At 62.8% G+C, this 22,732-nt stretch carries 21 protein-coding genes and 1 pseudogene; 16 read left to right on the top strand and 6 right to left on the bottom strand.

The window, feature by feature from the left end; translation table 11 throughout:
* The first annotated feature begins 5 nt into the window (after nucleotides 1–5).
* The 3 genes from dnaG to CZ203_RS04385 all read left to right on the top strand — a co-directional run bounded on the left by dnaG (nucleotide 6) and on the right by CZ203_RS04385 (nucleotide 4,015).
* Nucleotides 6–1,778 (top strand): DNA primase, encoded by a 1,773-nt coding sequence (dnaG, locus tag CZ203_RS04395; protein ID WP_087064959.1) that lies wholly within the window; start codon nucleotides 6–8, stop codon nucleotides 1,776–1,778.
* The gene (gene rpoD, locus CZ203_RS04390) at nucleotides 1,775–3,007 is read left to right on the top strand and encodes an RNA polymerase sigma factor RpoD (RefSeq protein WP_087064958.1); all 1,233 of its coding nucleotides are present in this window, start codon (nucleotides 1,775–1,777) and stop codon (nucleotides 3,005–3,007) included. Before dnaG ends, rpoD begins: the two co-directional genes overlap by 4 nt.
* Before the next feature lie 153 nt (nucleotides 3,008–3,160).
* The gene (locus CZ203_RS04385; protein ID WP_087064957.1) at nucleotides 3,161–4,015 is read left to right on the top strand and encodes a helix-turn-helix domain-containing protein; all 855 of its coding nucleotides are present in this window, start codon (nucleotides 3,161–3,163) and stop codon (nucleotides 4,013–4,015) included.
* A gap of 57 nt (nucleotides 4,016–4,072) precedes the next feature.
* Here the strand turns inward: CZ203_RS04385 and CZ203_RS04380 are convergent, their stop codons facing one another.
* From CZ203_RS04380 to CZ203_RS04370, 3 genes are read right to left on the bottom strand one after another with little or no spacing between them, the layout of a single operon-like run.
* Complete coding sequence (locus CZ203_RS04380) at nucleotides 4,073–4,450, bottom strand: metallopeptidase family protein (RefSeq protein ID WP_227107235.1); 378 nt, start codon at nucleotides 4,448–4,450, stop codon at nucleotides 4,073–4,075.
* 28 nt (nucleotides 4,451–4,478) lie between these two features.
* Nucleotides 4,479–4,826 (bottom strand): Smr/MutS family protein, encoded by a 348-nt coding sequence (locus CZ203_RS04375; RefSeq protein WP_087064956.1) that lies wholly within the window; start codon nucleotides 4,824–4,826, stop codon nucleotides 4,479–4,481.
* Between the two features lie 29 nt (nucleotides 4,827–4,855).
* Nucleotides 4,856–5,527 (bottom strand): gamma-glutamyl-gamma-aminobutyrate hydrolase family protein, encoded by a 672-nt coding sequence (locus CZ203_RS04370; protein ID WP_159456358.1) that lies wholly within the window; start codon nucleotides 5,525–5,527, stop codon nucleotides 4,856–4,858.
* A gap of 177 nt (nucleotides 5,528–5,704) precedes the next feature.
* Here CZ203_RS04370 and CZ203_RS04365 point away from each other — a divergent pair, with 177 nt between their 5' ends.
* Nucleotides 5,705–7,486 (top strand): Na/Pi cotransporter family protein, encoded by a 1,782-nt coding sequence (locus CZ203_RS04365; RefSeq protein ID WP_087064954.1) that lies wholly within the window; start codon nucleotides 5,705–5,707, stop codon nucleotides 7,484–7,486.
* A gap of 86 nt (nucleotides 7,487–7,572) precedes the next feature.
* Here CZ203_RS04365 and CZ203_RS04360 read toward each other — a convergent pair whose 3' ends face one another.
* Nucleotides 7,573–8,772: a M24 family metallopeptidase gene (locus CZ203_RS04360; RefSeq protein WP_087064953.1), complete on the bottom strand. Its 1,200-nt coding sequence runs from the start codon at nucleotides 8,770–8,772 to the stop codon at nucleotides 7,573–7,575.
* A 58-nt stretch (nucleotides 8,773–8,830) separates the two neighbouring features.
* Entirely contained in the window at nucleotides 8,831–9,778 is a 948-nt protein-coding gene (locus tag CZ203_RS04355; RefSeq protein ID WP_087064952.1) for a calcium/sodium antiporter, read from the bottom strand.
* 164 nt (nucleotides 9,779–9,942) lie between these two features.
* Between CZ203_RS04355 and CZ203_RS04350 the strand changes: the two genes are divergently transcribed.
* The 5 genes from CZ203_RS04350 to CZ203_RS04330 all read left to right on the top strand — a co-directional run bounded on the left by CZ203_RS04350 (nucleotide 9,943) and on the right by CZ203_RS04330 (nucleotide 16,034).
* The gene (locus tag CZ203_RS04350; protein WP_143436125.1) at nucleotides 9,943–11,343 is read left to right on the top strand and encodes an S-layer homology domain-containing protein; all 1,401 of its coding nucleotides are present in this window, start codon (nucleotides 9,943–9,945) and stop codon (nucleotides 11,341–11,343) included.
* 27 nt (nucleotides 11,344–11,370) lie between these two features.
* Complete coding sequence (locus CZ203_RS04345) at nucleotides 11,371–11,562, top strand: hypothetical protein (protein WP_087064950.1); 192 nt, start codon at nucleotides 11,371–11,373, stop codon at nucleotides 11,560–11,562.
* 167 nt (nucleotides 11,563–11,729) lie between these two features.
* Nucleotides 11,730–13,946: an extracellular solute-binding protein gene (locus CZ203_RS04340; protein ID WP_087064949.1), complete on the top strand. Its 2,217-nt coding sequence runs from the start codon at nucleotides 11,730–11,732 to the stop codon at nucleotides 13,944–13,946.
* 240 nt (nucleotides 13,947–14,186) lie between these two features.
* A complete protein-coding gene (locus tag CZ203_RS04335) occupies nucleotides 14,187–15,269 on the top strand; it encodes a polysaccharide deacetylase family protein (RefSeq protein ID WP_087064948.1) in 1,083 nt (360 codons plus the stop codon).
* 84 nt (nucleotides 15,270–15,353) lie between these two features.
* Nucleotides 15,354–16,034: a TIGR00266 family protein gene (locus CZ203_RS04330; RefSeq protein WP_087064947.1), complete on the top strand. Its 681-nt coding sequence runs from the start codon at nucleotides 15,354–15,356 to the stop codon at nucleotides 16,032–16,034.
* 40 nt (nucleotides 16,035–16,074) lie between these two features.
* Here the strand turns inward: CZ203_RS04330 and CZ203_RS04325 are convergent, their stop codons facing one another.
* Entirely contained in the window at nucleotides 16,075–17,046 is a 972-nt protein-coding gene (locus tag CZ203_RS04325; protein ID WP_087064946.1) for an RluA family pseudouridine synthase, read from the bottom strand.
* A 151-nt stretch (nucleotides 17,047–17,197) separates the two neighbouring features.
* On the opposite strand from CZ203_RS04325, the gene CZ203_RS04320 reads away from it, so the two are divergent.
* The 7 genes and pseudogenes from CZ203_RS04320 to CZ203_RS04290 all read left to right on the top strand — a co-directional run.
* Nucleotides 17,198–17,710 carry a YceD family protein gene (locus CZ203_RS04320; protein ID WP_087064945.1) on the top strand — a complete coding sequence of 171 codons (513 nt, stop codon included), beginning with the start codon at nucleotides 17,198–17,200 and terminating at the stop codon, nucleotides 17,708–17,710.
* 43 nt (nucleotides 17,711–17,753) lie between these two features.
* Nucleotides 17,754–17,939, top strand: a complete 186-nt coding sequence (gene rpmF / locus CZ203_RS04315) for a 50S ribosomal protein L32 (RefSeq protein ID WP_087064944.1) — start codon at nucleotides 17,754–17,756, stop codon at nucleotides 17,937–17,939.
* An 86-nt stretch (nucleotides 17,940–18,025) separates the two neighbouring features.
* On the top strand, nucleotides 18,026–19,330 hold the full coding sequence (locus CZ203_RS04310; RefSeq protein ID WP_087064943.1) for a DUF512 domain-containing protein: 1,305 nt from the start codon (nucleotides 18,026–18,028) through the stop codon (nucleotides 19,328–19,330).
* Nucleotides 19,331–19,354: 24 nt separating this feature from the next.
* Entirely contained in the window at nucleotides 19,355–20,680 is a 1,326-nt protein-coding gene (der, locus tag CZ203_RS04305) for a ribosome biogenesis GTPase Der (protein WP_087064942.1), read from the top strand.
* A gap of 22 nt (nucleotides 20,681–20,702) precedes the next feature.
* A complete protein-coding gene (gene plsY, locus CZ203_RS04300; RefSeq protein WP_087064941.1) occupies nucleotides 20,703–21,338 on the top strand; it encodes a glycerol-3-phosphate 1-O-acyltransferase PlsY in 636 nt (211 codons plus the stop codon).
* 11 nt (nucleotides 21,339–21,349) lie between these two features.
* Entirely contained in the window at nucleotides 21,350–22,363 is a 1,014-nt protein-coding gene (locus CZ203_RS04295; RefSeq protein ID WP_087064940.1) for an NAD(P)H-dependent glycerol-3-phosphate dehydrogenase, read from the top strand.
* Between the two features lie 136 nt (nucleotides 22,364–22,499).
* A pseudogene (locus CZ203_RS04290) lies at nucleotides 22,500–22,732 on the top strand (UDP-N-acetylmuramate dehydrogenase); the annotation flags it as partial.

Below are 22,732 nucleotides of genomic sequence, written 5' to 3'. Positions count from 1 at the left end.
AAAGTATGGCGTTTGACCGCGGTTTCCTCGACGAACTGACCGCCCGGTGCGATATCCTGGACGTGGTTTCGCGGTATGTGCAGCTCAAAAAGAGCGGCGCGAACTACTTTGGCCTGTGCCCCTTCCACAACGAGAAGTCGGCCTCCTTTTCGGTCGCGCCCGACAAGCAGATTTACCACTGCTTCGGCTGCGGCGCGGGCGGCGGCGTGATCAATTTCATTATGCGCGCAGAGGGGCTGGAGTTCCCGGACGCGGTGCGCTTCCTGGCCAACCAGGCGGGCATGCAGGTGCCAGAGGACCGGGCGGACCCGCGCGCGGCGCACCGGCGGGAGCGGGTGCTGTGCCTGTGCCGGGATGCGGCGCGGTTTTTTTACGACGAGCTTTGGGCGCCGGAGCATGTGCGCGTGCAGCAGTATTTCGCCAGGCGCGGGCTGACGCGCAAGACGATGAACCGCTTCGGCCTCGGGTTTGCGCCGGACAGCTTTTCCGCGCTGCTGGACGCGATGCAGGCCAAGGGCTACACGAAGGACGAGCTGCTGGACGCCGGGCTTGCGTCCAAGAGCGAAAAAGGGCACGTTTACGACCGTTTCCGCAACCGCGTGATGTTCCCGATCATCGATACGCGCGGGCAGGTGATCGCCTTCGGCGGGCGCGTCATGGACGACTCCAAGCCGAAGTACCTCAACTCCCCGGAAACGATGGTGTTCCACAAAAGCCGGAACCTTTTTGCCCTCAACATCGCGAAAAAGACCAAGGCGGAGTACTTTATCCTCGCGGAGGGCTATATGGACGTGATCGCGCTGCACCAGGCCGGGTTCGACTCGGCGGTGGCCTCGCTCGGCACCTCGCTGACCGAGGAGCAGGCGCGCCTGATCGCGCGGCACACGAAGGAGATCGTCATCTCCTACGACGCGGACGGCGCGGGGCAGGCGGCGGCGCAGCGCGCCATCGACATCCTGAAAAAGGCCGACCTTTCGGTCAAGGTGCTGCGCATCCCGGGGGCGAAGGACCCGGACGAGTTCATCAAGGACAAGGGGCCGGACGCTTACCGGCGCCTGATCGAGCAATCGGAGAACCATATCGCCTACCGGCTGGACAGCATCGCCGCCAAGTACGACCTGGACGAGGACGAGCAGCGCGTCGGCTTTTTGCAGGACGCGGCGCGGGAGCTTGCCAGGATCGACGGCGCGGTCGAGCGCGAGGTCTATACCGGCCGCGCGGCGCAGATGGCGCGCATCAGCATGGAGGCCATGCAGGTCGAGGTGCGCCGCGCGCTCGCCATCCGGCGCAAGAAGCAGAAGACCGCCGAGCGGCGCGAAATCCGCGCGCCGGTGGCCGCCGTGCAGCCCAAGGACCGCACGCTGCAATATACGGACGTCAAGTCCGCGCGCGCGGAGGAAGGCGTCCTGCGGCTGGTGTTTGAAAGCCCGGAAACCATGGATTACCTGTGGGAGCGGCTGCCGCCCGGGCACTTTTCCGCGCCCGTGCTGGAGAAAATCTACGGCTACGCGCGCGAGCTGCACGGGAAGGGCATCCTGATAACGGTGCCCGCGTGCGAGGGCTGGCTGGAGCAAAGCGAAATGGATCTGCTTTCGGGCATCCTGGCCACCCCGGTCGCCGTCGGGAAGCGCGAGAAGGCGCTCGACGATTACATAAACATCATTGAAACGCAGCGCGCGCTGCGGCAGGCGGACGGCGCCCTGGACGGCGAAGACCCGCTGCTCGCAATGAGCCGGAAACAAAGAGAAAAAAAGAGCTATGGAGGAAATAGAGTATGACACAGAGTGCACAGGCCCCCCAGGGCGCGCCGGATATGGATGCGCAGAAGCAGGCCGTCCGTGATTTGCTCGAAATGGGCAAGAAAAAGGGTAAGCTGACGCTCAAAGAGATGGCGGATGCGCTGGCAGACGTCAACCTGGAATCCGACCAGCTGGATAAGCTGTATGAGACGCTCGAAAGCATGGGCATCGAGATCGAGGGCGCGGAGCTGGCCGCGCTTGACCTGGTGGACGAGGACGAGGAGTTCGAGGCCGAAAAGATCGAGGAAGTGCCCGAGGAAGAGCTTGCAGACCCGTCCGCGATGGCGGAAAACTTCGCGATCGACGACCCGGTGCGCATGTACCTGAAGGAGATCGGCAAGGTCGACCTGCTCAGCCCGGAGGAGGAGGTCAAGCTCGCGGAGCAGATGCTCGCGGGCAACGACGCGGTCAAGACGCTCAAGGAAAAGAGCAGCGCGCTGACGGACGAGGAGCGCCGCACGCTGACGCGCGCGATTTCCGCGGGCGAGCGGGCGAAAAAGCGCCTTGCGGAGGCCAACCTCCGCCTGGTCGTATCCATCGCGAAGCGCTATGTCGGCCGCGGCATGCTGTTCCTCGACCTGATCCAGGAGGGCAACCTCGGCCTGATCAAGGCGGTCGAGAAGTTCGACTCCACCAAGGGCTTCAAGTTCTCGACGTATGCGACGTGGTGGATCCGCCAGGCGATCACCCGCGCGATCGCCGACCAGGCGCGCACGATCCGTATCCCCGTGCACATGGTCGAAACGATCAACAAGGTCATCCGCGTCTCCCGCCAGCTCCTGCAGGAGCTTGGCCACGACCCGACGCCGGAGGAGATCGCCACGGAGATGAACATGCCGGTCGACCGCGTGCGCGACATCCTCAAGATCGCGCAGGAGCCGGTCTCCCTCGAGACCCCCATCGGCGAGGAGGAGGATTCCCACCTCGGCGACTTCATCCCGGACGACGATGCGCCGGAACCGGCCGAAGCCGCATCCTTCATGCTGCTCAAGGAGCAGTTGGTCGAGGTGCTCAAGACGCTGACGCCGCGCGAGGAAAAGGTCCTGCGCCTGCGCTTCGGCATCGAGGACGGCCGCACCCGCACGCTCGAGGAGGTTGGCAAGGAATTCAACGTCACGCGCGAGCGTATCCGCCAGATCGAAGCCAAGGCGCTGCGCAAGCTGCGCCACCCGAGCCGCTCGAAGAAGCTCAAGGACTTCCTGAACTGACGCGATGGCACTGATGATGGCGGCCTGCTGGCTCATCGGGGCGGCGATTGCGGTCCCGATCCTGATCCTGGTAGCGAAAAAGTTTAAGTAACAGTAAAAAAGCGGCAAACGGCTCCCGTTTGCCGTTTGGCTTGCCCGGGAGGGGCGCGCGGTATGCAGCAGCAGTATATTGTGTTTACAGAGGAGGGGCGCGCGGGGTTGCCGCCCGGGCAGCCGCACCTCGTACATATCGACCACCGCACGACGGAGGAGCACTCCCACATGATGCACAGCCACAGCGGCATTGTGGAAATCCTGCTTATTTGCCAGGGGCACGGGATGTATTGCCTGGACGGGCGGCGCTTCGCGATTTCCGAGGGGGACGTGGTGATTTGCAACAGCGGGCAGGTGCACGACGAACTGATTTACCATGACATGCCTTACGAAACGCTGTGCATCGGCGTGACCAATATCCGGCACGGGGATTTGCGGGAAAACTGCTTGCTCCCGCCGGGCGCCTCCCCGGTTTTCCACCGTCCTGCACAGTTCGACGAGCTGTGCGCGCTGCTTTACATGATCAACCACCATGCCGCCGCAGACACCGCCCTGGACGCGCAGCTTTGCCAGCAGCTCATGCTCGCAGCCGTGCTGCTGGCGGGACAGATGGCCGGGGAAGGGGCGGCGGCACAGGATACTGCGGGCGCGCCGCTTTGCACGCGCGTCAAGGAGTATATCGCGGAGCATTACGCAGAGGCGCTCACGCTGGAGGCGCTCGGCGCGCGGTTCCGCGTCAGCCCGTATCACCTGGCGCATGTGTTCAAGCGGGAAACCGGTTATTCTGTGCGGCAGTATATCCTGCGGCGGCGCATCGGCGAGGCGCAGTCCCTGCTTATGAACACGCGGGAGAATGTGACACGGATCGCGGAGGCCACCGGCTTCGACGGGCCGGGGCACCTGGACAAGCTGTTCCGCAAATATGTCGGCATGTCGCCGACGGCATACCGCATCTACCGGGCGGAAAAGCAGTAAACGGCGTATCCATGGGAAAGCCCCGCGGCTGCTTATGCAGCCGCGGGGCTTTTTTGTTCATCCTTCGCCGTGGGAACGCAGGTAGCGCGCCATCTGCTCCGCGTCCTTGATCTCCAGGCCGCGCTCGCCTGCAAGAGATTCCACATGGTGCGTAAATTCGTGGAACAGCGTCTTGCGCAGCTTTTTCTTGAGCCGCTGCGGCGGGATATCGCCGAACAGGCGCTGGAACGAGCCGTAATAAATGTTGATATAGCGCCCCAGCGCCGGGTCGATGCGGTATTCCCCCAGCACGTAGAGGTCGTCCGCCCGGGCTTCTGGGCTGCGCTTGGACTGCGGCAGCAGGGATACGCCGCCGTTCAGGCCTTCCCAAAATTCCTCGGGCAGTTCCTGCGCGACCTCGTCCAGCAGGTCATGCGCCTCGTCGATGGTTACCATAATTGATACACTTCCTTTGTTTTGCCGTTCAGAGGACGACCAGGGTGACGCCGTTGTTGTGGCGATCGAGGTCGGAATCCCCGCGCAGGGCGGGGACGAGGTCGAGCGCGCGGCGGGTGTCCGCGTCAAAGATCGAAAGCCGTTCGCCCGGGATGTAAAAGCGGACGTGGCCGCTCTTTTGCAGGGTTTCCAGCTCTCGGCGCGCCGCCGGGCGGATTTTGCCGCCGCGGCCGGACGAGCCGAAGCCATGGATCACTTTGAGCAGGCGTATGCCCTGTTTGCGCGCGGTGCGCACCTCCCAGACCAGCCGCCGCATGGCCTGTTCGACCGTCGGGAGGTCGTCCTCCAGGTTGATAATCCGATAATTTTGTGCCATAAATGATTACATCCCTTATCTTTGTCTTTTCATCCGCACAGCGCCGCAAAGCCTGCGAACAGGGCTTCCTGGCCGTCCGGCGTGTCCATGCAGGTCGCCGCGGTCTGGCGCTCCGGATGCCACTGCACGCCAAAAACCGGCAGGGAGCGGTGTTCCAGCCCCTCGGCCGTGCCGTCCGTGCTGCGCGCCGTGACGCGCAGGCCACGCCCGGGTACATCGACGGCCTGGTGATGGTAGCTGTTCGTTTCAAAGGCCGCGCCGCACCATGCGCGCAGGCGGCTGCCCGGCAGGGCCTGCACGGTATGGCGCACGCCGCCCCCGTGCCCTTCCATATGCTGCACCAGCGTGCCGCCGAAGAATACGTTCAGCACCTGGACGCCCCGGCAGATGCCGAGCACGGGCTTGCCCCGCGCGGCAAAGGCCGCGAGCAGGGCGAGCTCCTCCTGGTCGCGCGCCGGGACTATGGCAAGGGTATCGGTTTCAGGGGATTGCCCATAATAGGAGGGGGCAAGGTCGCCGCCCCCTGTGAGCACAAGGCCGTCGAAACGTCCCGCGGCCGCCTCCGGCGCACCGCCGGTAAAAGCCGCGGCCAGCGTGCCCGCCGCGGTGAAAGCCGCGCCGTAATAGGCGGATAGGATGCGCTGCGGCGACAATTCCCCCGCGGTATTGCCGCATGATAACAGTATAACAGGGTTTTTCAAAAAATTCATCTCCCAATTGTAAAAGGTTATCGTCTGGACAAAACTGAAAAGGATTCCGTAATTTTTGTAATACAGGTTGACAGTGCGCTTTTTCACACGGTATACTTAATTTGATAATGTGAAAAAATTGTAAAATTTTAGTTAAGCCAAAAAGACGGGCTTAACGGGAGGGTCAGAATGGAATTCGACTTGCTGTCAATTCTGCGCCTGATCGGCGGCCTGGCGCTGTTTATCTATGGTATGACGACCATGGGCAGCGGCCTGGAGCGCGCGGCGGGCGCAAAGCTGGAAAAGACACTGGAGAGGATGACGGGCAACATTTTCAAGGCGCTCATCATGGGCGCGGCGGTCACCGCGGTCATCCAATCCTCATCCGCCACCACGGTTATGGTGGTCGGCTTTGTAAACGCCGGCATTATGACGCTGAAGCAGAGCGTCGGCGTCATCCTGGGCGCAAACATCGGCACCACCATCACGGCGCAGATCCTGCGGCTGGATTCGACCGGGGGGCTGGGGGACAGCCTGTTTATGCAGCTGCTTAAGCCGAAGAACCTCGCATATGTCGCCGTGCTCGCCGGTATTATTATCATTATGCTGGCGAAAAAGAAAAAGACGAAGGACAAGGCCGATATCCTGATTGGTTTCGGCATCCTGTTTATCGGTATGTCCACCATGGAGGCCGCGGTCGCGCCGCTTGCGGAACTGCCGCAGTTTTCGCAGATTTTCGCGGCGATCTCGAACCCCGTGTTCGGCGTGCTGGTTGGCGCGATCGTCACGGCGATCATCCAGTCGTCGTCCGCTTCCGTCGGCATCCTGCAGGCGCTGTCCACCACGGGCGTGATCACTTACGCCGCCGCAATCCCGATCATCCTCGGCCAGAATATAGGCACCTGTATCACCGCGTTCCTGTCCTCGCTGGGCGGCAACAAGAACGCGCGCCGTACGGCGATGGTGCATTTTTATTTTAACCTCATCGGTTCCGTGATTTTCCTGGTCGGGATCTACGGGCTGAATGCCGCGCTGCACTTCTCCTTCTGGGAGACCGCGATCGACAAGGGCGGCATCGCAAACTTCCATACGCTGTTTAACGTGGTCGCCACCCTGATGTTCCTGCCCTTCGCGAACCTGCTGGTCAAGCTGGCGGAGCGCACCATCCCCGCCGGGGAGGAAAAGCCCGACCCGCTGTCCAAGCTGGAACCCCGTTTCCTTGCGACCCCGTCCATCGCGCTCGACCAGTGCCAGAAGTGCATTTCCGAGATGGGCACCGCGGCCAAGGCCAACTTCCTGCTGGCCACCGGCCCGATCTTCAGCGGTGCGGAGCCGGATCAGGAGACCTTTAAGGAAAACGAGGCATTCCTCGACCGGGCGGAAGTGGAAATCGGCAAATACCTGCTCAATATGCAGGCTAACCTGCCGTCCAAGGACGGCCAGCAGCTGCATACCGAAATGCTGCATTCGCTCAGCGACTTTGAAAAGATGGGCGATTACGCGCAGAATATCATGGAGTCCATTACCGAGTTCATTGAGGCGGGCAACCGCTTTTCGCCCGCCGCGACCGACGAGCTCCGCGTCATGTGCGACGCGGTCGGCGAGCTGATCGATATGACGGTCGAGGCTTACAGCACGCGGTCGGCTTCTATCGCGCGCAGCGTCGAGCCGATCGAGGAAATCGTCGATATCCTCAAGGACCAGCTCAAGAGCCGCCATATCCAGCGCCTCAACGAGGGCACCTGCACCTTTACGATCGGCGTCCCCTTCCTGGACATCATCCACGACCTGGAGAAGATTGGCGACCACTGCTCGAATATCGCGATCTACACCATCCAGCTCTGTGAAGGCGCATCCAAGTTTGATACGCACGGCTATTCCAAGCACGAGATCAAGAGCACGCCGCTCTTTGAGGAACAGATGCACTTCTATGAGCAGAAGTACCTGTCCAAGCTCAATATCGCCGTATAACGGCGGCTGTGCCGGCCAAAGCGGCACCCTTTATATCGCGCCATACAAAATGCCCGCGGCATCCCGCCGCGGGCATTTTGTATGGGTCAATAGATTTCGCGCAGGGGCTGCGGCGTGCCGCTCAGGGATACCGCGCCGTCCGCCGTGATGAGGTAGGTGTTTTCCGTGCCGACCGTGCCGATGCCGGGCAGCGCGATTTTCGGCTCGATCGCGAACGTCATATCCGCCTGTACGGCTGTTTTGAAGCCGCGCGCAATGACCGGCGTTTCGTCCATCGTCAGGCCGATCGAGTGGCCGAGGAACCGGCCGCCGTTCATAAAGCCCTCGATATAGCGCACGTCGAACTTGTCCATCACCTCGGCGTAGACGTCCTCCAGCACCGCGCCGGGGACGAGGCGCGAGGCGATCTCGCTTTCGAGCGCCTGGCAATAGGCGTATGCCTCGCGGATAAGCTGCCCGTCCGGGTCTTCGTCCAGGCGGCCGAAATAAAAGACCGTGGACTTGTCCGTGTGGTAGCCCTCGATGCCGCTCGGGATGTCGAGATAGACCAGGCGGCCGCGCGACAGCTTGCGCTCGGCGGAGCCGATGGTCTGCACGGCGATGCAGGTGCCGTCCGTGCCGCCGGGGCCGTCGAACGCGGTGGTCACGAGCGCGGCCTTGCCGAAGGAGGCGAAGCCGATCACGTCCTCGCCGAGGGGCTGGTTGAAGCGCGAAATGCCGTGGCTGCCCATGCGCAGCAGCGCTTCAAAGATCTCGGCGGCCAGCTCGGCCTCGCTGACGCCCTCGCGCAGCAGGGAGGGCGCGACGACCTCGAGCGCCTCCGCGTGGTTGCGCCCCGCAAGGCGCATACAGCCGATTTCATACAGGCTTTTGATGGAACGGATATCCTCTAGCACCCGGTTTACGCTTTTAAATTCCTGGAAGGGCAGGTACTTGCGCACAAGGCCGATCCATTCCAGCGTCGCGGTCTTGGTTTCCACATAAATGGTTTCCGGCACGTCGCCGTAATGCTCGCCGAGCGTGCGGAAGCTGCGCATCGGGCGGATATCGTCGAACAGGGACTCGTTGCGGCCGCGCTCGTAGCTGCGGCGCACCCAGAGGATGGCGCTGTCCGGCCGGATCACGAGGACGCCGTCCTGCATGGTGCCGGTCAGGTAGTACATATTGATCTTGTGGTTCACCAGCGCCATCGACCAACCGGGGTCGAGCGCGTCCATGCCGCGGCGGAAGGCCGCAAGGCGGTTGTCAAGTTCGCTTTTGGGGACGCGGCGAAGTTCATCAGCCATGGTATACGATACTCCTTTATGTCTCACTTCCCTCTAAGTATACCATAAATCCGGCGGTTCACAACATCAAACTGGCGATATAGCCGATATAGACCGCGAGCAGCGCGACGCCCTGGAGCCGGCGGAAACGCCCGTCCCGCATGGCCGGGAGCAGCGCGATACCCGTCAGGATCAGCGCGACCGGCACATCGCGCGCCGCCACGGCGGCGGTCACTTCGAGCGTGCCGCGGGAGGCGAGGGCGCTGGCGGACAGCACAAGCGTCAGGTCGATGATGTTCGCGCCCAGGATGTTGCCGACCGACATCGCGGCCTCGCCGCGCCGGATCGCGGTCAGCGTGGTGACAAGCTCGGGCAGGGAGGTGCCCAGGGCGACCAGCGTCAGTCCGATGATCCCCTCGGGTACGCCGAATAGGCGCGCCAGCAGCGCGCCGTTATCGACCATCAGGTGCGCGCCAAGCACGACCGCCGCCGCGCCGAGTACGAATTTTGCGCCGTGGCGGAATTTTGCCGGCGTTTCCGCGTGCAGCCGGTGGTGCGGCGGGAGCTTGCCCGCGCTGGCGCCGCGCAGGTTGAGGAAGAGGAAAATCCCGAGCACGGCGAACAGCACAAGCCCTTCCGCCGGCTCTAGGGCGTTGTCCACGCAGAAGACCCCGAGCAGGATGGCGGACAGGAACAGCAGCGCGCCCTTGACGCGGATTTCGCGCACGGGCAGCCGCCCGGGCAGGAACAGCAGCGAGATGCCGAGGATCAGGCCGATGTTGCAGCACACCGACCCGATCGCGTTGCCGGCGGCCATGTCGTTCGCGCCGTGCAGCGTGGCGAGCACGCTGACGAAAAGCTCGGGCGCGGTGGTGGCCACGCTGACGATCGTCGCGCCGATGATGATCTTGGGGATGCCGGTCACCTCGGCGATAAAGGTCGCCGCTTCGACAAACGCGTCCCCACCGCGCATGGTCAGGTAAAGCCCCAGGGCAAAAAATAAAACCGCAACCACGGTTAAAGTCATGCAAAGTCCCCCTTTTCCGGTTTGTACATCTATATGCACGGCGGGCGCGGCCTATGTCGCACAAACAAAACGGTGGTAAAAACACGCGCATTGTGGTATGCTATGTGCAAAAGGGCTTTGCGCGGCAAAGGGCCGCACGGGCATATCATCTAGGAGGATCAGGCATGAGGAAAACATGGAAAGGGCTTGCCGCGCTCATCGCGGCGGCTATGGCCTGCACGCTGCTGCCGCTTTCGGCCGCGGCGGCGGATTCGGTGCGCCATACGCAAATTGAGAGCATTGATTTGCGGCGGGCGGATAAAAACGACGACCGTATGGCGTCCCAGGGCTGGACATGGAACCATGACAATAAGCTGCTGACGCTGCACGGCGTGGATATCGACAGCGCGGGCAAAAGCGGCTGTATTTTGCTGCCGGAGGACGAGGACGTCACCATCCAGTTCATTGGGCGCAACAAGCTGCACAGCGGCAAAAGCCCCGCGATTGCGCTGAAGGGCGGCAGCCTGACGTTCCTGACCCGCACGGCGGAAAATGAATCCGCGGACGCGAGCTTGTCCATCGTGACGAACGGCAGCGCGATTTCCGTCACCGGCGGCGATATCCAGATATCCGAGGGCATTTTCGACTTGCAGACCGCCGACGTCGCGATCCAGGCGCTGTCGGACGAGGAGGGCAACGGCGGCGAAATCTCGATCCGCGGCGGCATGCTGGCCGCCGCGTCCGACACGGTCGCGGTCCAGGCGGATGCGGCGCTCAAGGTAATCGGCGGTTCGGTGACCGCCGTGGGCAGCAAGGCGGCCATGCTGGGCGCTTCGCTCTCCATCCCCGGCATGACGGTGACGGAGGGCGGCGCGGTCGTACGCACCGCCGGGCGCAACGTGTACACCTTCTCTGCCGGCGAAGCCCGCTGGGCGGACGGCGTGCTGGAGGGCGCTTCGCAGAAAGTCGTCCTGGAACAGCCCTCGATCGACGGGGGTGCGGAACCGCAACCGGAAGAAAAACCGGCGGCCGCCCCGAAGTTTGCCGATATGGAAGGGCACTGGGCGGAGGATATTGTAAACGAGGCCGTCCGCAAGGGGCTGTTTTCCGGCACGTCGGCCACGGCGTTCAGCCCGGACGCGCCCATTACGCGCGGCATGGCCGTAACCGTGCTGTACCGGATGCAGGGCAGCCCTGCGGTGTACGGCGCGCGGCCGCCTTATACCGACACCCCGGCGGACGCATATTACGCGCCTGCCGTCATCTGGGCGGCGGAAAACGATGTCGCGCAGGGCGTCGGCAACGGCATTTTCGCCCCGGAGGAACGCGTGACCCGGGAGGAGTTCGCGGCCATGGTCTATAATTGCCGCCGCGCCTGCGGCTACCAGGGCGCCGCAGGCGGTACGCTCGGGGCGTTCAGCGACAGCGGGAAAGTATCCGCCTGGGCGCAGGCGGCCGTAACGGATCTGGTGGGCAGCGGCCTGCTTACCGGGAAGGAAGCGGGGCGGCTTGACCCGCAGGGCGTCACCACCCGCGCGGAAGCCGCCGCCATGCTGATGCGCCTGCAGGAGCTGCAGGCGGCGTAATTTTAGCGGGACAGGAAGTGTGAAGCAGTGTTTATTATCGAGTGCGGCTGCGGGAACGAGATTTATGTTTCAAGCGGCGACGACCGGGGCGCGTGGCAGTGCGAGGAATGCGGCAAATGGCTGAACTTTTTCGGCCAGGAGGTGCCGCCCCCGTTTTCCAGCCCGGAACCGGCGCTATTCAAGGATTACGACCCGGACTTTGACGACGACGAGGACTGACCCGCCGCGCCTCTGCCCAGCCGTAGGACGCCCCGGCGTACAGGATGCATCCTGCGCGCCGGGGAGTCCTTTTTTTGAGAATTAGACCGGTTCAAAAATTGGTTTTGCATTTTGCTTGCGCCCTGCCGCCGGGGCGCGTATGCTAAAATGGAAAAGGGGGGATTGGCATGGCGACGATCCGGGATGTCGCGAAGCTGGCAGGCGTATCGGTGGCCACGGTTTCCAATATTTTAAACGGGAAAGCCTCCATGAAGGGGGAAACCTATGGGCGGGTGCGCCGCGCGATGCAAGCGCTGCAATACCACCCCAGTTACCTCGCACGCAACCTAAAATCACATAAAACGCGGCTTGCCGGCGTGCTCCTGCCCAGCCTGGATCCGCCCTACGGGGAGATATACCAGGGGATTTTGCAGGCGCTCGATGAAAGCGGCTGCTACGCCGTGCTCAAGCTTTCGCAGGGGGACGTGCGGATCGAGGCCGAAATGCTGCGCAGCCTGGCGGACATCGGGGTGATGGGGCTGGCCGCCGTGCCTAGCGGGGCGCGCAGCCTGCGGCATTACCGGGCTTATGCGGAAGGCGGCCTGCCGTTGGTGCTGGTGGAAAGCCGCCTGCCAGGGCTGGATAGCCATCAGGTGCTGTTTGACAATAAGACGCTGGTCTATGCGCGCACGCGCAGCCTGGCCGCACGGCTGCCCGCGTCATCGTTGCTGTTTATCCGCAGCAGCGTGCAGAACACCGCGGAGCAGGAGGCGCAGGAGGGGTTCTGCTCCGCCGCCGGCGCGGGGCGGGTGCTCACGGTCAGCCGGGTGCGGAATGAGGCCTTCAAGCAGCTTTTTTCCGCCCTGGAAGAGGACGGCGAGCAGTACCGCGCCGCGGTCGTGTCGGACATGCCGCTGGCGCTGGCGCTTTACGAGCTGCTCGGCCTGCGCGGGCTTTCCATGGAAATCCATGCGCTCGCGGGCGACGGCTGGAACCTGCAGCCAGCCTACCGTTCCATCCTCCCGATCGCCCGGCAGGCGGCGCGCGCGGGGGAGGAAGCGGCGGCGCTGCTGCTGCGCGCGGCGGAAAGCAAATGCCCTATGGATAAGCAGACCGTCCGCATCCGCGCGCGGGCGGACTGGGCGCAGGAGGCAATCCCCGTCCTGCCCGGGCGCAGGTCGCTGCGGGTGCTAGCGCTTGACTGCGAATCGACCGACGCGCTCGAGCGCCTTTCGGCCTGCGCCCGCGAACAGGCCGGCGTCGGCGCCGTGTTTGACCGCGTGGATTACAACACGCTCAAGGAGGCGGCCGAGCGGGAGGCGCTCGCCGCGCACAGCGAATACGACCTGCTTATGCTCGACTTGCCGTGGCTGCCGCATTTCGTCAACCGCGGCCTGCTGTATGAAACGGGGCGCGCGCTGGCGGCGGAACTGACGAAGAAATACCCGGAATCCATTCAAAAAACGTTTTTCCGCAACCTGGAGCGGCGGGATATCGTGCCAGTGGTATCCGGTATCCAGGCAATCTACTACCGGCGCGATTGCTTTTCCGACCCGGAAATGCGCGCGCAATTTGCGGCGCAATACGGGTTCCCACTCGCTGTGCCGCGCAACTGGACGGAATTCCGGCTCATCAGCGAGTTTTTTACGCGTGGGAATAACCCGCTGTCGCCGTTCGACTATGGCACGGCGATGACGCTCTCGCGGCCAAATGCACGCGTCAACGAGTTTTTGCCGCGGCAATGGGCGTTCCATGGGCATATTGTGGACAAATGGGGCAAGGTGGCGCTTGACCAGGACGGCAGCGTGCGCGCCCTGCAAAACCTGCGGCAGACCGCCGCTTCCGCCTGCCCGCAGCGGGCGGGCGGGATCGACGACGAGGTAATTGAGCTGCTGCTGCGCGGCGAGGTGCCGATGGTGCATTCCTTTACCTCGCACTTTATCCCGGACAAGTACCACGGCGACACGTTTGAAAATTTTATCGAAGTCGCGCCGGTGCCGCTTTACCGGTCGATCCTGGGCGGCTGGTCGCTTGGCGTGCACCGCGCCACGGCGCAGCCGGAGGCCTGCTGCAATTACCTCAAATGGATGCTGACCGACCGCGCCGCGGTCGCCAATATGCGCATGTGCGGCGGAATCCCGACGCTTGCGGTGTACCAGGATGCCGGCTTGCGCCGCCAGCACAAGTGGCTGGGCTTTGTCGACCGTGTCTATGCAAACGGCGGCGTGCGGGAGGCGGTATACGACACCTTTGGGCGGCTCGTCGACCCCGGCCTCGTGGACGATATCCTGGCGGACGCGGTCGCGGCGGCGCTCGGTAGCGATGCGGACTGTTATGATATCCTGGCATGCGCGCGCCGCCGCCTGGAGCGCCTGATCGCGGGCGAGGCGCCGGCGGACGGATAAGGATTGACGGGGGAATGGGCCTGTCTACGGGAATAGAAGGCATATGATTGTTATTTTAAGCAGCCGATGGGCGGCGCATGCGTTTTTTGCAGCAAATTCCGGTTTCAATCCGGTAAAAAAGAGGGTTGTACCGCGCGGGAAGATGTATACTAAGGGCAACGACGTAGAAAGAGGCGAGTCAATACANACGACGCGGCGGTCGCGGCGGCAAAGCAGGCGCTCGGCCCTTCGCGGGAGGAGTTGCTGTCTGGCGGCCTGCTGCTGCGCGCGGGTTCGGACTATGCGGTAGCGAATGCCAGCCGCGTGCAGCTTTTGGGCGCGGATGGGAAACTCATTGCCGCCAAGGCGGCGGACGGCTACTATTGGCTGCCGCTGCGCGCCTGCGCGGAAGCGCTTGGCGGCGGGGTGGACAGCGGGACGGACGGCGTTTATACGCTGCGCGGCGTCAACCACATGGAACCCGCGGCGCTCGCGGACGGCACAGTAAACGGCAAGGCCGATGGCGCGTACCGCATCCGGCAGGAAGGGCAGGCCGTGTATGTCACGCCGCAGGCCTTTGCCGCGGCGGCGGGCTATGCGCTCTGCTTCCCGGCGCAGGGGCAGATCGCGCTGACGCGCCCGGTGCTGTATGGGTATGCCGACCAGACGGCCTATATTTCCGCCCTGTGCGGCGGCCTCCCAACGAAAGAACCGGATGCCAAGGGATATATCGCACTGACCTTCGACGACGGCCCGACCGGCGGCAAGACCGGGCTGACCGTGCGCCTGCTCGACGGCCTGAAGGCGCGCGGCGCGCACGCGACCTTTTTCATGTGCGGCTACCGCGTCAAGGATTTCCATACGCACATGGAGCGTTACCTTGCAGAGGGGCACGAGCTGGGCAACCACACAATGGACCATCCGCTCAAATTCGCCCGTTTGGGTGCGGACAGCATCCGGCAGCAGGTGGCGTCCAATAACGATCTCATCCGCTCGTATACCGGCGCGGCGCCGACCGTCATGCGCCCGGTCGGCGGCGCGGTGAGCGACACGGTGCGCGCGCAGATGAAGGCGCTCGGCATGCCGGTCATCAATTGGAGCGTGGACACGCTCGACTGGAAATACCGCGATGCGGCGCGGATCAAAAAGGCGATTGTAAACAACGCGCGGGACGGCGATATCGTGCTGATGCACGACCTGCACCAGCCCACGCTCGACGGCGTGCTCGCCGCCATCGACGAGTTGCAGGCACGGGGCTATGCGTTCGTCACGGTCAGCGAGCTTGCCGAAATCAAGGGTGTGACGCTCCAGCCGGGCAAGGTGTATACAAAAATTACCGCATAACGCTTGACAACCGCGCCCCGCCGAAGTACCCTCAAGGTAGCGGGGCAAGCCCCCATATGACAGCTAAAGGATAGGAGACAGGCTATGAAATATTCGATTGAAGGCGGCACGCTGCCGGTTGTAATCTGTACGATGGACGCCGGGGAGGCCATGATCACCGAGCGCGGCTCGATGAGTTGGATGAGCCCGAACATGAAGATGGAAACGACTTCGAACGGCGGCATCGGCAAGGCGCTCGGCCGTATGTTCGCGGGCGAGGCGATGTTCCAGAACCGTTACACGGCGCAGGGCGCGCCGGGTTTGATCGCGTTCGCGTCCAGCTTCCCGGGCTCGATCCGCGCGTTTGATATCGCGCCGGGCAACGGCATGATCGTGCAGAAATCCGCTTTCCTGGCTTCGGAAACGACGGTGACGCTGTCGGTATTCTTTCAGAAAAAGCTGGGCTCCGGGTTCTTTGGCGGCGAGGGCTTCATCATGCAGAAGCTTTCCGGCCAGGGCACGGCCTTTGTGGAGATCGACGGGCACGCGGTCGAGTACGACCTTGCCGCCGGGGAATCCATGGTTGTCGACACCGGCTACCTCGCCGCGATGAGCGAGAGCTGTACGATGGATATCGTCACGGTGCCGGGCGTCAAAAACATGCTGTTCGGCGGGGAGGGCGTGTTCAATACGGTCGTCAAGGGGCCGGGCAAGCTGATCCTGCAAACCATGCCGATCAGCGCGGTCGCGGGCAGTCTGCGGTCGTTCTTCCCCTCGGCGAAGTAATGCAAAAGGGCTTCCACAACCTGTGGAAGCCCTTTCCTGCTCAGGGGATACGGTAACCCGGGAAATACTTTTGTACAAACGGGACGGCACGCACGGTGAAGGCGCGCCCGTTTAAGTAGGCAAGCCCGCCGCTGTCCGTGGTGAAGTCAAACCGGAGCTTGTAGGAATAGAGCGCCTGCGACTTTTCCCCGAACTTGCGGTTCAGCTCGTTCAGGCCGTATTTGCCGTCCCCGAGCAACGGGTGGCCGGCTGCGGCCATGTGCGCGCGGATCTGGTGCGTGCGCCCGGTGATCAGCTCGCACTCGACGAGCGCCAGCCCGTCCCGCACGGCCAGGGTGCGGTACAGCGTGACCGCGGTTTTTGCGCCGGGGACGCGCGTCTTGTGCACCGTGACGAGGCCGAGCTTTTCGTCCTTGCGCAAAAAGCCATCCATGCGGCCGGAAGCGGGCGAGGGGTGGCCGTGCACGATGCACAGGTACTTTTTGCTGAGTTCCCGGTTTTTGATTTTGCCGTTCAGTACCCGTAGCGCCTCCGCGGTTTTCGCGGCGATGACGATGCCGCCGGTGCCGCGGTCGATGCGGTTGCACAGCGCGGGCACGAAGGACAGCTCGTCGTCCGGGTCCCACGCGCCGGACTGGTACAGGTGCGCCTGGATGTGGGCGATCAGCGTATCGGTATCGCCGCGGTCGTCAGTGTGGACGACCATGCCGGGCGCCTTGTCCGCGAGCAGGATGTTTTCGTCCTCGTACAGGACGGAAACGCGCGGCTGCGCAATGGTGCGGAAGGCCTGCGCCCCGTCGGGGACGCTGAAAAACTCGTCGTTGATGTAGAGCTGCAGGACGTCCCCTTCCTGCAGGCAGCAGGATGGCTCGGCGCGCTTGCCGTTCAGCTTGATGCGCTTGAGGCGGCAGTATTTGTGCATCATGCCGCCGGGCAGGCGGGGGACGGCCTTTTCCAGGAATTTGTTCAGGCGCTGTCCGCTGTCGTTTTTAGCAATGTGAAATTCTTTCAAGGCTTGCATCCTCCCGGTTTTTCGTGTATACTTTCATCTATCTAGTATAAAGCAGGGAAAGGCAAAAGAAAATACACGATTTCCCCAAGAAATTTGTTGACAACATTCTGTTACTTATAGTATACTATCAGATGTACCATGTGAGGTAATCATGAAAATCAATCTGAAAAAACTGCTTAGCGGTGCGGTAGAGCGGATCCCGTTCGAAGGCACGGCTGATTTGGGCGCAGAAGAGCTTTACGGCGCGCACCCGTTCCGGTACCCTGTAAGCTACCGGGGGGAGGTCACGAGCCATCTCGGCGTGCTGCGGCTGACGGGCGAGGTCTCGACGGCCTATGCCACTGCGTGCGCCCGCTGCCTGAAGCCCCTTGAAATCCCGCTTTGCGCCGACGTCCAGATGGTGTTGGTTCAGGAGCAGGACGGCGAGGAAGAGGCCGAGGACGTTTTTGTGATTGAGGGCGATGAAGTAGACCCGGAGGATGTCCTGATCCCGGCGCTTTACTTTGAGATCGATATGGCTTACCTTTGCAAAGAGGACTGTAAGGGGCTGTGTCCGCATTGCGGCGCCGACCGCAACGTGACAACGTGCGATTGCGGCGATCAGCAGATCGACGACCGTCTTGCGGTACTGAAAACCCTGCTCGATAAAAAGCAGGACAACTAATTCGTTAGGTAAAAGAATGAGATAGAGTAGGAGGTGTTACCGAATGGCAGTACCTAAGAGAAAAACGTCCAAAGCGAGACGTGATAAGCGACGTAACTCCCACTGGAAGCTTTCCCTGCCCGGCATGGCCAAGTGCCCGAAGTGCGGCGAGATGAAGCTCTCCCACAGAATGTGCAAGGCTTGTGGCTATTACAATGGCCGCGAAGTCGTCAAGACCCAGGAAGCGTAAGTGAAAATTCGAAAAAAGTAGGGAAGGCGGGAAGCTTTCTCTATTTTTTTTGACTTTGTCGAAAAAGCCGGAAGGGAGGCGGGCGCATGGCGCCGAAAATTGTTGGGATAGACGCGGGGAGCCCGGCGGCGCGCGCGGGCGTAAGGCCGGGGGAAACCCTGCTCGCGATCGACGGCACGCCAGTCCGCGACGTGCTGGATTATAAGTTTTACGGTTACGACGCGCACCTGGCCCTGCGCCTGGCCGCGGAGGACGGCACGGAACGCGAAGTGCCGGTCAAAAAGCGCGAGGGCGAGGACATCGGGCTGGTGTTCGAGACCTATTTGATGGATAAGATGAAGCGCTGCTCGAACGGCTGCGTGTTCTGCTTTATCGACCAGCTCCCGAAGGGCATGCGCGAGACGCTCTATGTCAAGGACGACGACGCGCGCCTGTCCTTCCTGATGGGCAACTATATTTCCCTGACGAACCTGTCCGAGGCCGACGTGCAGCGCATCCTAAAGATGCACATTTCCCCGGTCAACGTCTCGGTGCAGACGACAAACCCGGAGCTGCGCGTCAAGATGCTGCGCAACCGCCGGGCGGGCGAGGCGCTCAAGATCCTCGGCCGCTTTGCAGAGGGCGGCATTACGATGAACTGCCAGCTCGTCGTGTGCGAGGGCATGAACGACGGGGACGAACTGCGGCGCTCGCTTTCCGACCTGGAAAAGCTGTACCCTGCGGTCAACAGCATTTCCGTCGTGCCGTTCGGCATGACGCGGCACCGCGAAGGCCTGTACCCGCTCCAGCCGACCACCGCCGGGGGCGCGGCCAACATCATCGATATCGTGGAAGCCTTCGCCGCACACTGCATGGAGGCATACGGCACGCGGCTGGCCTGGGGCGGCGACGAGCTTTATATCAAGGCGGGCAGGCCGCTGCCGGACGTGGATTACTACGAGGATTTTACCCAGTTTGAAAACGGCATCGGCATGATGTCGCTCTTTATGGACGAGTTCCGCACGGCGCTGCCGGGGTATGAGGGCAGGGGCGCCCGGCCATTTACCATTGCGACGGGTACGGCGGCCGCGCCCTTCCTGGCGCAGTTGCTTGACGAAGCGTCCCCATCGTGCCATAATTTAGAGGCAAGCCGCGTCATCAGCATCCGGAACGACTTCTTTGGGGAAGGCGTGTCGGTCGCGGGGCTGATTACCGGGCAGGACCTTGTGCGGCAGCTCCGGGGGCGGGCGCTCGGCGAGCGCGTGCTCATCTCCGCCAATATGCTGCGCGACGGCGGCGACGTGTTCCTGGACGATATGACGCCGGGGCAGGTTGGGGAGGCGCTCGGCGTGCCGCTCGTGCCGGTCGAGATCGACGGCGCAGACCTGCTGAGAAAAATATTCGAATCGTAACCCCTTTGAAAGGAGGCGAACGGAGTGGCAAAACCAATTGTTGCCATTGTAGGACGGCCGAACGTCGGCAAGTCCCAGCTTTTTAACCGTTTGGTGGGCAAGCGCCTGTCGATTGTGGAGGACACGCCGGGCGTCACGCGCGACCGGCTGTACGCGGACGCGGAGTGGCGCGGGCGCACCTTTTCCGTCATCGACACGGGCGGCATCGAGCCGACGAACGACAATGAAATCCTGAAATTCATGCGCTACCAGGCCGAGGCGGCGATCCATCACGCGGACGTGATCATCTTCATCACCGACCTGCGCACCGGCGTGACGGCGGCGGACGAGGACGTCGCGTCCATGCTGCAGCGCTCGGGCAAGCCGGTCGTCCTGGCGGTCAACAAATGCGATACGCCGGGCGCGCCCCCGCCGGATATCTTCGAGTTCTATAACCTCGGGCTGGGCGAGCCGATGGGCATTTCCGCCCTGCACGGCTATGGCACGGGCGACCTGCTCGACGCCGCCTACGGCCATTTCCCGTCCGAGGACGGGGAGGAGGAGGAAAACCCGCCGATCCGCGTGGCGATCATCGGCAAGCCGAACGTCGGCAAATCCTCCCTGGTCAACCGCGTGGTGGGCGAGGAGCGCGTTATCGTGTCCGACATGGCGGGTACGACGCGCGACAGCGTCGATACCGAAGTGGAAAACGCGCACGGCCGTTTTGTCTTTGTCGACACGGCCGGCATCCGCAAAAAGTCCAAGGTGGAGGAGCGGATCGAGAAGTTTTCGGTCATGCGCTCCCTGCTCGCGGTCGAGCGCGCGGACGTGTGCGTCATCATGATCGACGCGACCGAGGGCGTGACCGAGCAGGACACCAAGGTCGCGGGCGAGGCGCATAACGCGGGCAAGGCCTGCATTATCGTGGTCAACAAGTGGGACCTCGTCGAAAAGGACGGCAAGACGATGAAGGAGTATACGCTCCGCGTGCGCGAGGGGCTGGCCTATATGCCGTACGCGCCCGTGCTGTTCATCTCCGCCCTGACCGGCCAGCGCGTGGACAAGATCTACGATACGATCTGCGAGGTGTACGAGCAGAACCACAAGCGCATCCCGACCGGGCAGCTCAACAGCATCCTGGCCGAGGCCACCGCGCGCGTCCAGCCGCCCACGGACAAGGGCCGCCGCCTGAAGGTCTACTATATGACGCAGGCCGGCGTGTGCCCGCCGACGTTCGTCTGCTTCTGCAACGACGCGCGGCTGTTCCATTTTTCCTATCAGCGCTATCTTGAAAATCAGATCCGCGAGGTGTTCGGCCTGACCGGCACGCCGGTGCGCATGGTTGTGCGGCAGCGCGGCGACAAAGAATGACCGAACGGAGTGATCTTATATTATGACACTGGTAAATTTCCTGATTATTGCGGCGAGCTCCTACCTGCTGGGTTCTCTGAGCTTCGCCATCATCGTGTGCCGCCTGACGCTGCACCAGGACATCCGCAGCTACGGCAGCGGCAACGCCGGCCTGACGAACGCGTACCGCACGATGGGCGCGAAGAAGACCGTCTACGTGCTGCTCGGCGACATCCTGAAGGGCGTGGCGGCGGTCTCGGTCGGCGGCCTGCTGGACGGCCAGCTCGGTAAGCTGATCGCGGGCGTGTTCGTCGTGGTCGGCCATGTGTTCCCGGTGTATTTCGGGTTCCGGGGCGGCAAGGGCGTGCTGGTCGGCGCGGTGCTGCTCGCGCTGTTCGACTGGCGGATCTTCGTGATTGCGATCGTGCTGTTCGTGATCATCGTGGCCGCCACCCGCTGGATTTCGCTCGGCTCAATCTGCGCGGCGCTGACCGTGCCGTTCACCATGCATTTTTTCTATCATGACTGGCTGATGACCGCGATCGCGGTCGGGCTGGTGGCGGCGGTGATTTTCCTGCACCGCTCCAATATCAAGCGCATCCTGGCAGGCAAGGAAAACCGCTTCTCCTTTACCGGCAAACCGCAGATCCAGAAGGAGCAGCCCAAGATCGAAAAATAGGAGGCACAGCCATGAATTTGTATGTACTCGGCAGCGGCGGCTGGGGCATGGCGCTCGCCATGCTGCTGCACGGCAACGGCCATCAGGTCACCATGTGGACGTTTTTTGAAGAGGAACGCGCCCTGCTCGAGCGGGAGCGCGGCAACGAGAAGCTGCTGCCCGGCGTCAAGCTGCCGGAAGGCATCCGGATCACCTGCGATATGTCCGGCGCCGCGAAGGCTGATATGGTCGTGCTCGCGGTGCCGAGCTTCGCGGTCGCGTCCACGGCGGCGCAGCTTGCGCAGATTTTGCCGCCGCAGACCGTCGTGGTCAACGTCGGCAAGGGTCTGGATTCCAAAAATGGCTACTGCCGTTTTTCCGAAACCATTGAGCGCGCGCTGGGCGGCCGGAACGCCGTCGTTGCGCTGACCGGGCCGACGCACGCCGAAGAGGTTGCCCGCGGCATCCCGACGGCCATCCTTGCCGCTTCCAAGAGCCAGGAGGCCGCGGAATTTGTGCAGGACATGTTTATGAGCCCGCTGTTCCGTGTGTATACGTCCTCCGATATCGTGGGCGCGGAACTGGGCGGCGCGTTCAAAAACATCATTGCGCTCGGCGCGGGCATTGCGGACGGCATGGGGCTGGGCGACAACTCCAAGGCCGCATTCATGACGCGCGGCCTGACCGAGATCGCACGCCTCGGCGTGGCGCTCGGCGCGCGGCAGGATACCTTCGCCGGGCTGTCCGGCGTGGGCGACCTGATCGTCACCTGCTGCTCGATGCATTCGCGCAACCGGCGCGCCGGCATCCTGATCGGCAAGGGGATGGACGTGCAGCAGGCCATGAAGGAGGTCGGCGCGGTCGTGGAGGGCTACTACGCGACCGAGGCGGGTTACCACCTCGCGCAGCAGGCCGGCGTATCCATGCCGATCACCGAGGGGATGTACAAAGTCCTGTATGAGGGCGCAAGCGCCAAGGAAGCCATTGTGCAGCTCATGACGCGCGCCAAAAAGCACGAGAGCGAGGACGTTTGGCTGTCCCGATAAAATTTATGTAAAATAGGGGCCGCGGCAGGGGGACTGCCGCGGCTTTTTTTTGTTGCCCCCTTCTAAAGGGGCGTAAAATTTGCTATACTAATACTGAACCTTTTTACGGAGGTACCTGCTGTTGGAGGGCATTTTCATGGCGGAATACCATGCATATTTACAGGCTTTGCAGCCTTTTTCCGGTGAAATAGAAATTTTGTATGACGAACCCATGGCGCGGCACACCACGTTCCGCATCGGCGGCCCTGTGGATATCTTCCTGCGGCCGCGGTCGGTGGACGCGCTGCGCGCGGTAATCTGCGAGGCACGGGCGCAGGGGGTACCCTGCACGGTGCTGGGCAACGGCTCCAATGTGCTTGCGCCGGACGC

The sequence above is a fragment of the Intestinibacillus massiliensis genome, assembly GCF_900155735.1.
Taxonomy (GTDB): Bacteria; Bacillota; Clostridia; order Oscillospirales; family Butyricicoccaceae; genus Intestinibacillus; species Intestinibacillus massiliensis.
Note: the sequence above shows the minus strand (reverse complement) of the source record. Positions and strands in the feature narration are given on the sequence as shown.

Coding starts and splice junctions, on each gene's coding strand:
- CZ203_RS04295 (WP_087064940.1), top strand. CDS start 21,350: ATGAATTTGTATGTACTCGGCAGCGGCGGCTGGGGCATGGCGCTCGCC.
- CZ203_RS04355 (WP_087064952.1), bottom strand. CDS start 9,778: ATGACTTTAACCGTGGTTGCGGTTTTATTTTTTGCCCTGGGGCTTTAC.
- CZ203_RS04330 (WP_087064947.1), top strand. CDS start 15,354: ATGAAATATTCGATTGAAGGCGGCACGCTGCCGGTTGTAATCTGTACG.
- rpoD (WP_087064958.1), top strand. CDS start 1,775: ATGACACAGAGTGCACAGGCCCCCCAGGGCGCGCCGGATATGGATGCG.
- CZ203_RS04385 (WP_087064957.1), top strand. CDS start 3,161: ATGCAGCAGCAGTATATTGTGTTTACAGAGGAGGGGCGCGCGGGGTTG.
- CZ203_RS04310 (WP_087064943.1), top strand. CDS start 18,026: ATGGCGCCGAAAATTGTTGGGATAGACGCGGGGAGCCCGGCGGCGCGC.
- CZ203_RS04340 (WP_087064949.1), top strand. CDS start 11,730: ATGGCGACGATCCGGGATGTCGCGAAGCTGGCAGGCGTATCGGTGGCC.
- CZ203_RS04380 (WP_227107235.1), bottom strand. CDS start 4,450: ATGGTAACCATCGACGAGGCGCATGACCTGCTGGACGAGGTCGCGCAG.
- plsY (WP_087064941.1), top strand. CDS start 20,703: ATGACACTGGTAAATTTCCTGATTATTGCGGCGAGCTCCTACCTGCTG.
- dnaG (WP_087064959.1), top strand. CDS start 6: ATGGCGTTTGACCGCGGTTTCCTCGACGAACTGACCGCCCGGTGCGAT.
- CZ203_RS04365 (WP_087064954.1), top strand. CDS start 5,705: ATGGAATTCGACTTGCTGTCAATTCTGCGCCTGATCGGCGGCCTGGCG.
- CZ203_RS04375 (WP_087064956.1), bottom strand. CDS start 4,826: ATGGCACAAAATTATCGGATTATCAACCTGGAGGACGACCTCCCGACG.
- CZ203_RS04350 (WP_143436125.1), top strand. CDS start 9,943: ATGAGGAAAACATGGAAAGGGCTTGCCGCGCTCATCGCGGCGGCTATG.
- rpmF (WP_087064944.1), top strand. CDS start 17,754: ATGGCAGTACCTAAGAGAAAAACGTCCAAAGCGAGACGTGATAAGCGA.
- CZ203_RS04320 (WP_087064945.1), top strand. CDS start 17,198: ATGAAAATCAATCTGAAAAAACTGCTTAGCGGTGCGGTAGAGCGGATC.
- CZ203_RS04360 (WP_087064953.1), bottom strand. CDS start 8,772: ATGGCTGATGAACTTCGCCGCGTCCCCAAAAGCGAACTTGACAACCGC.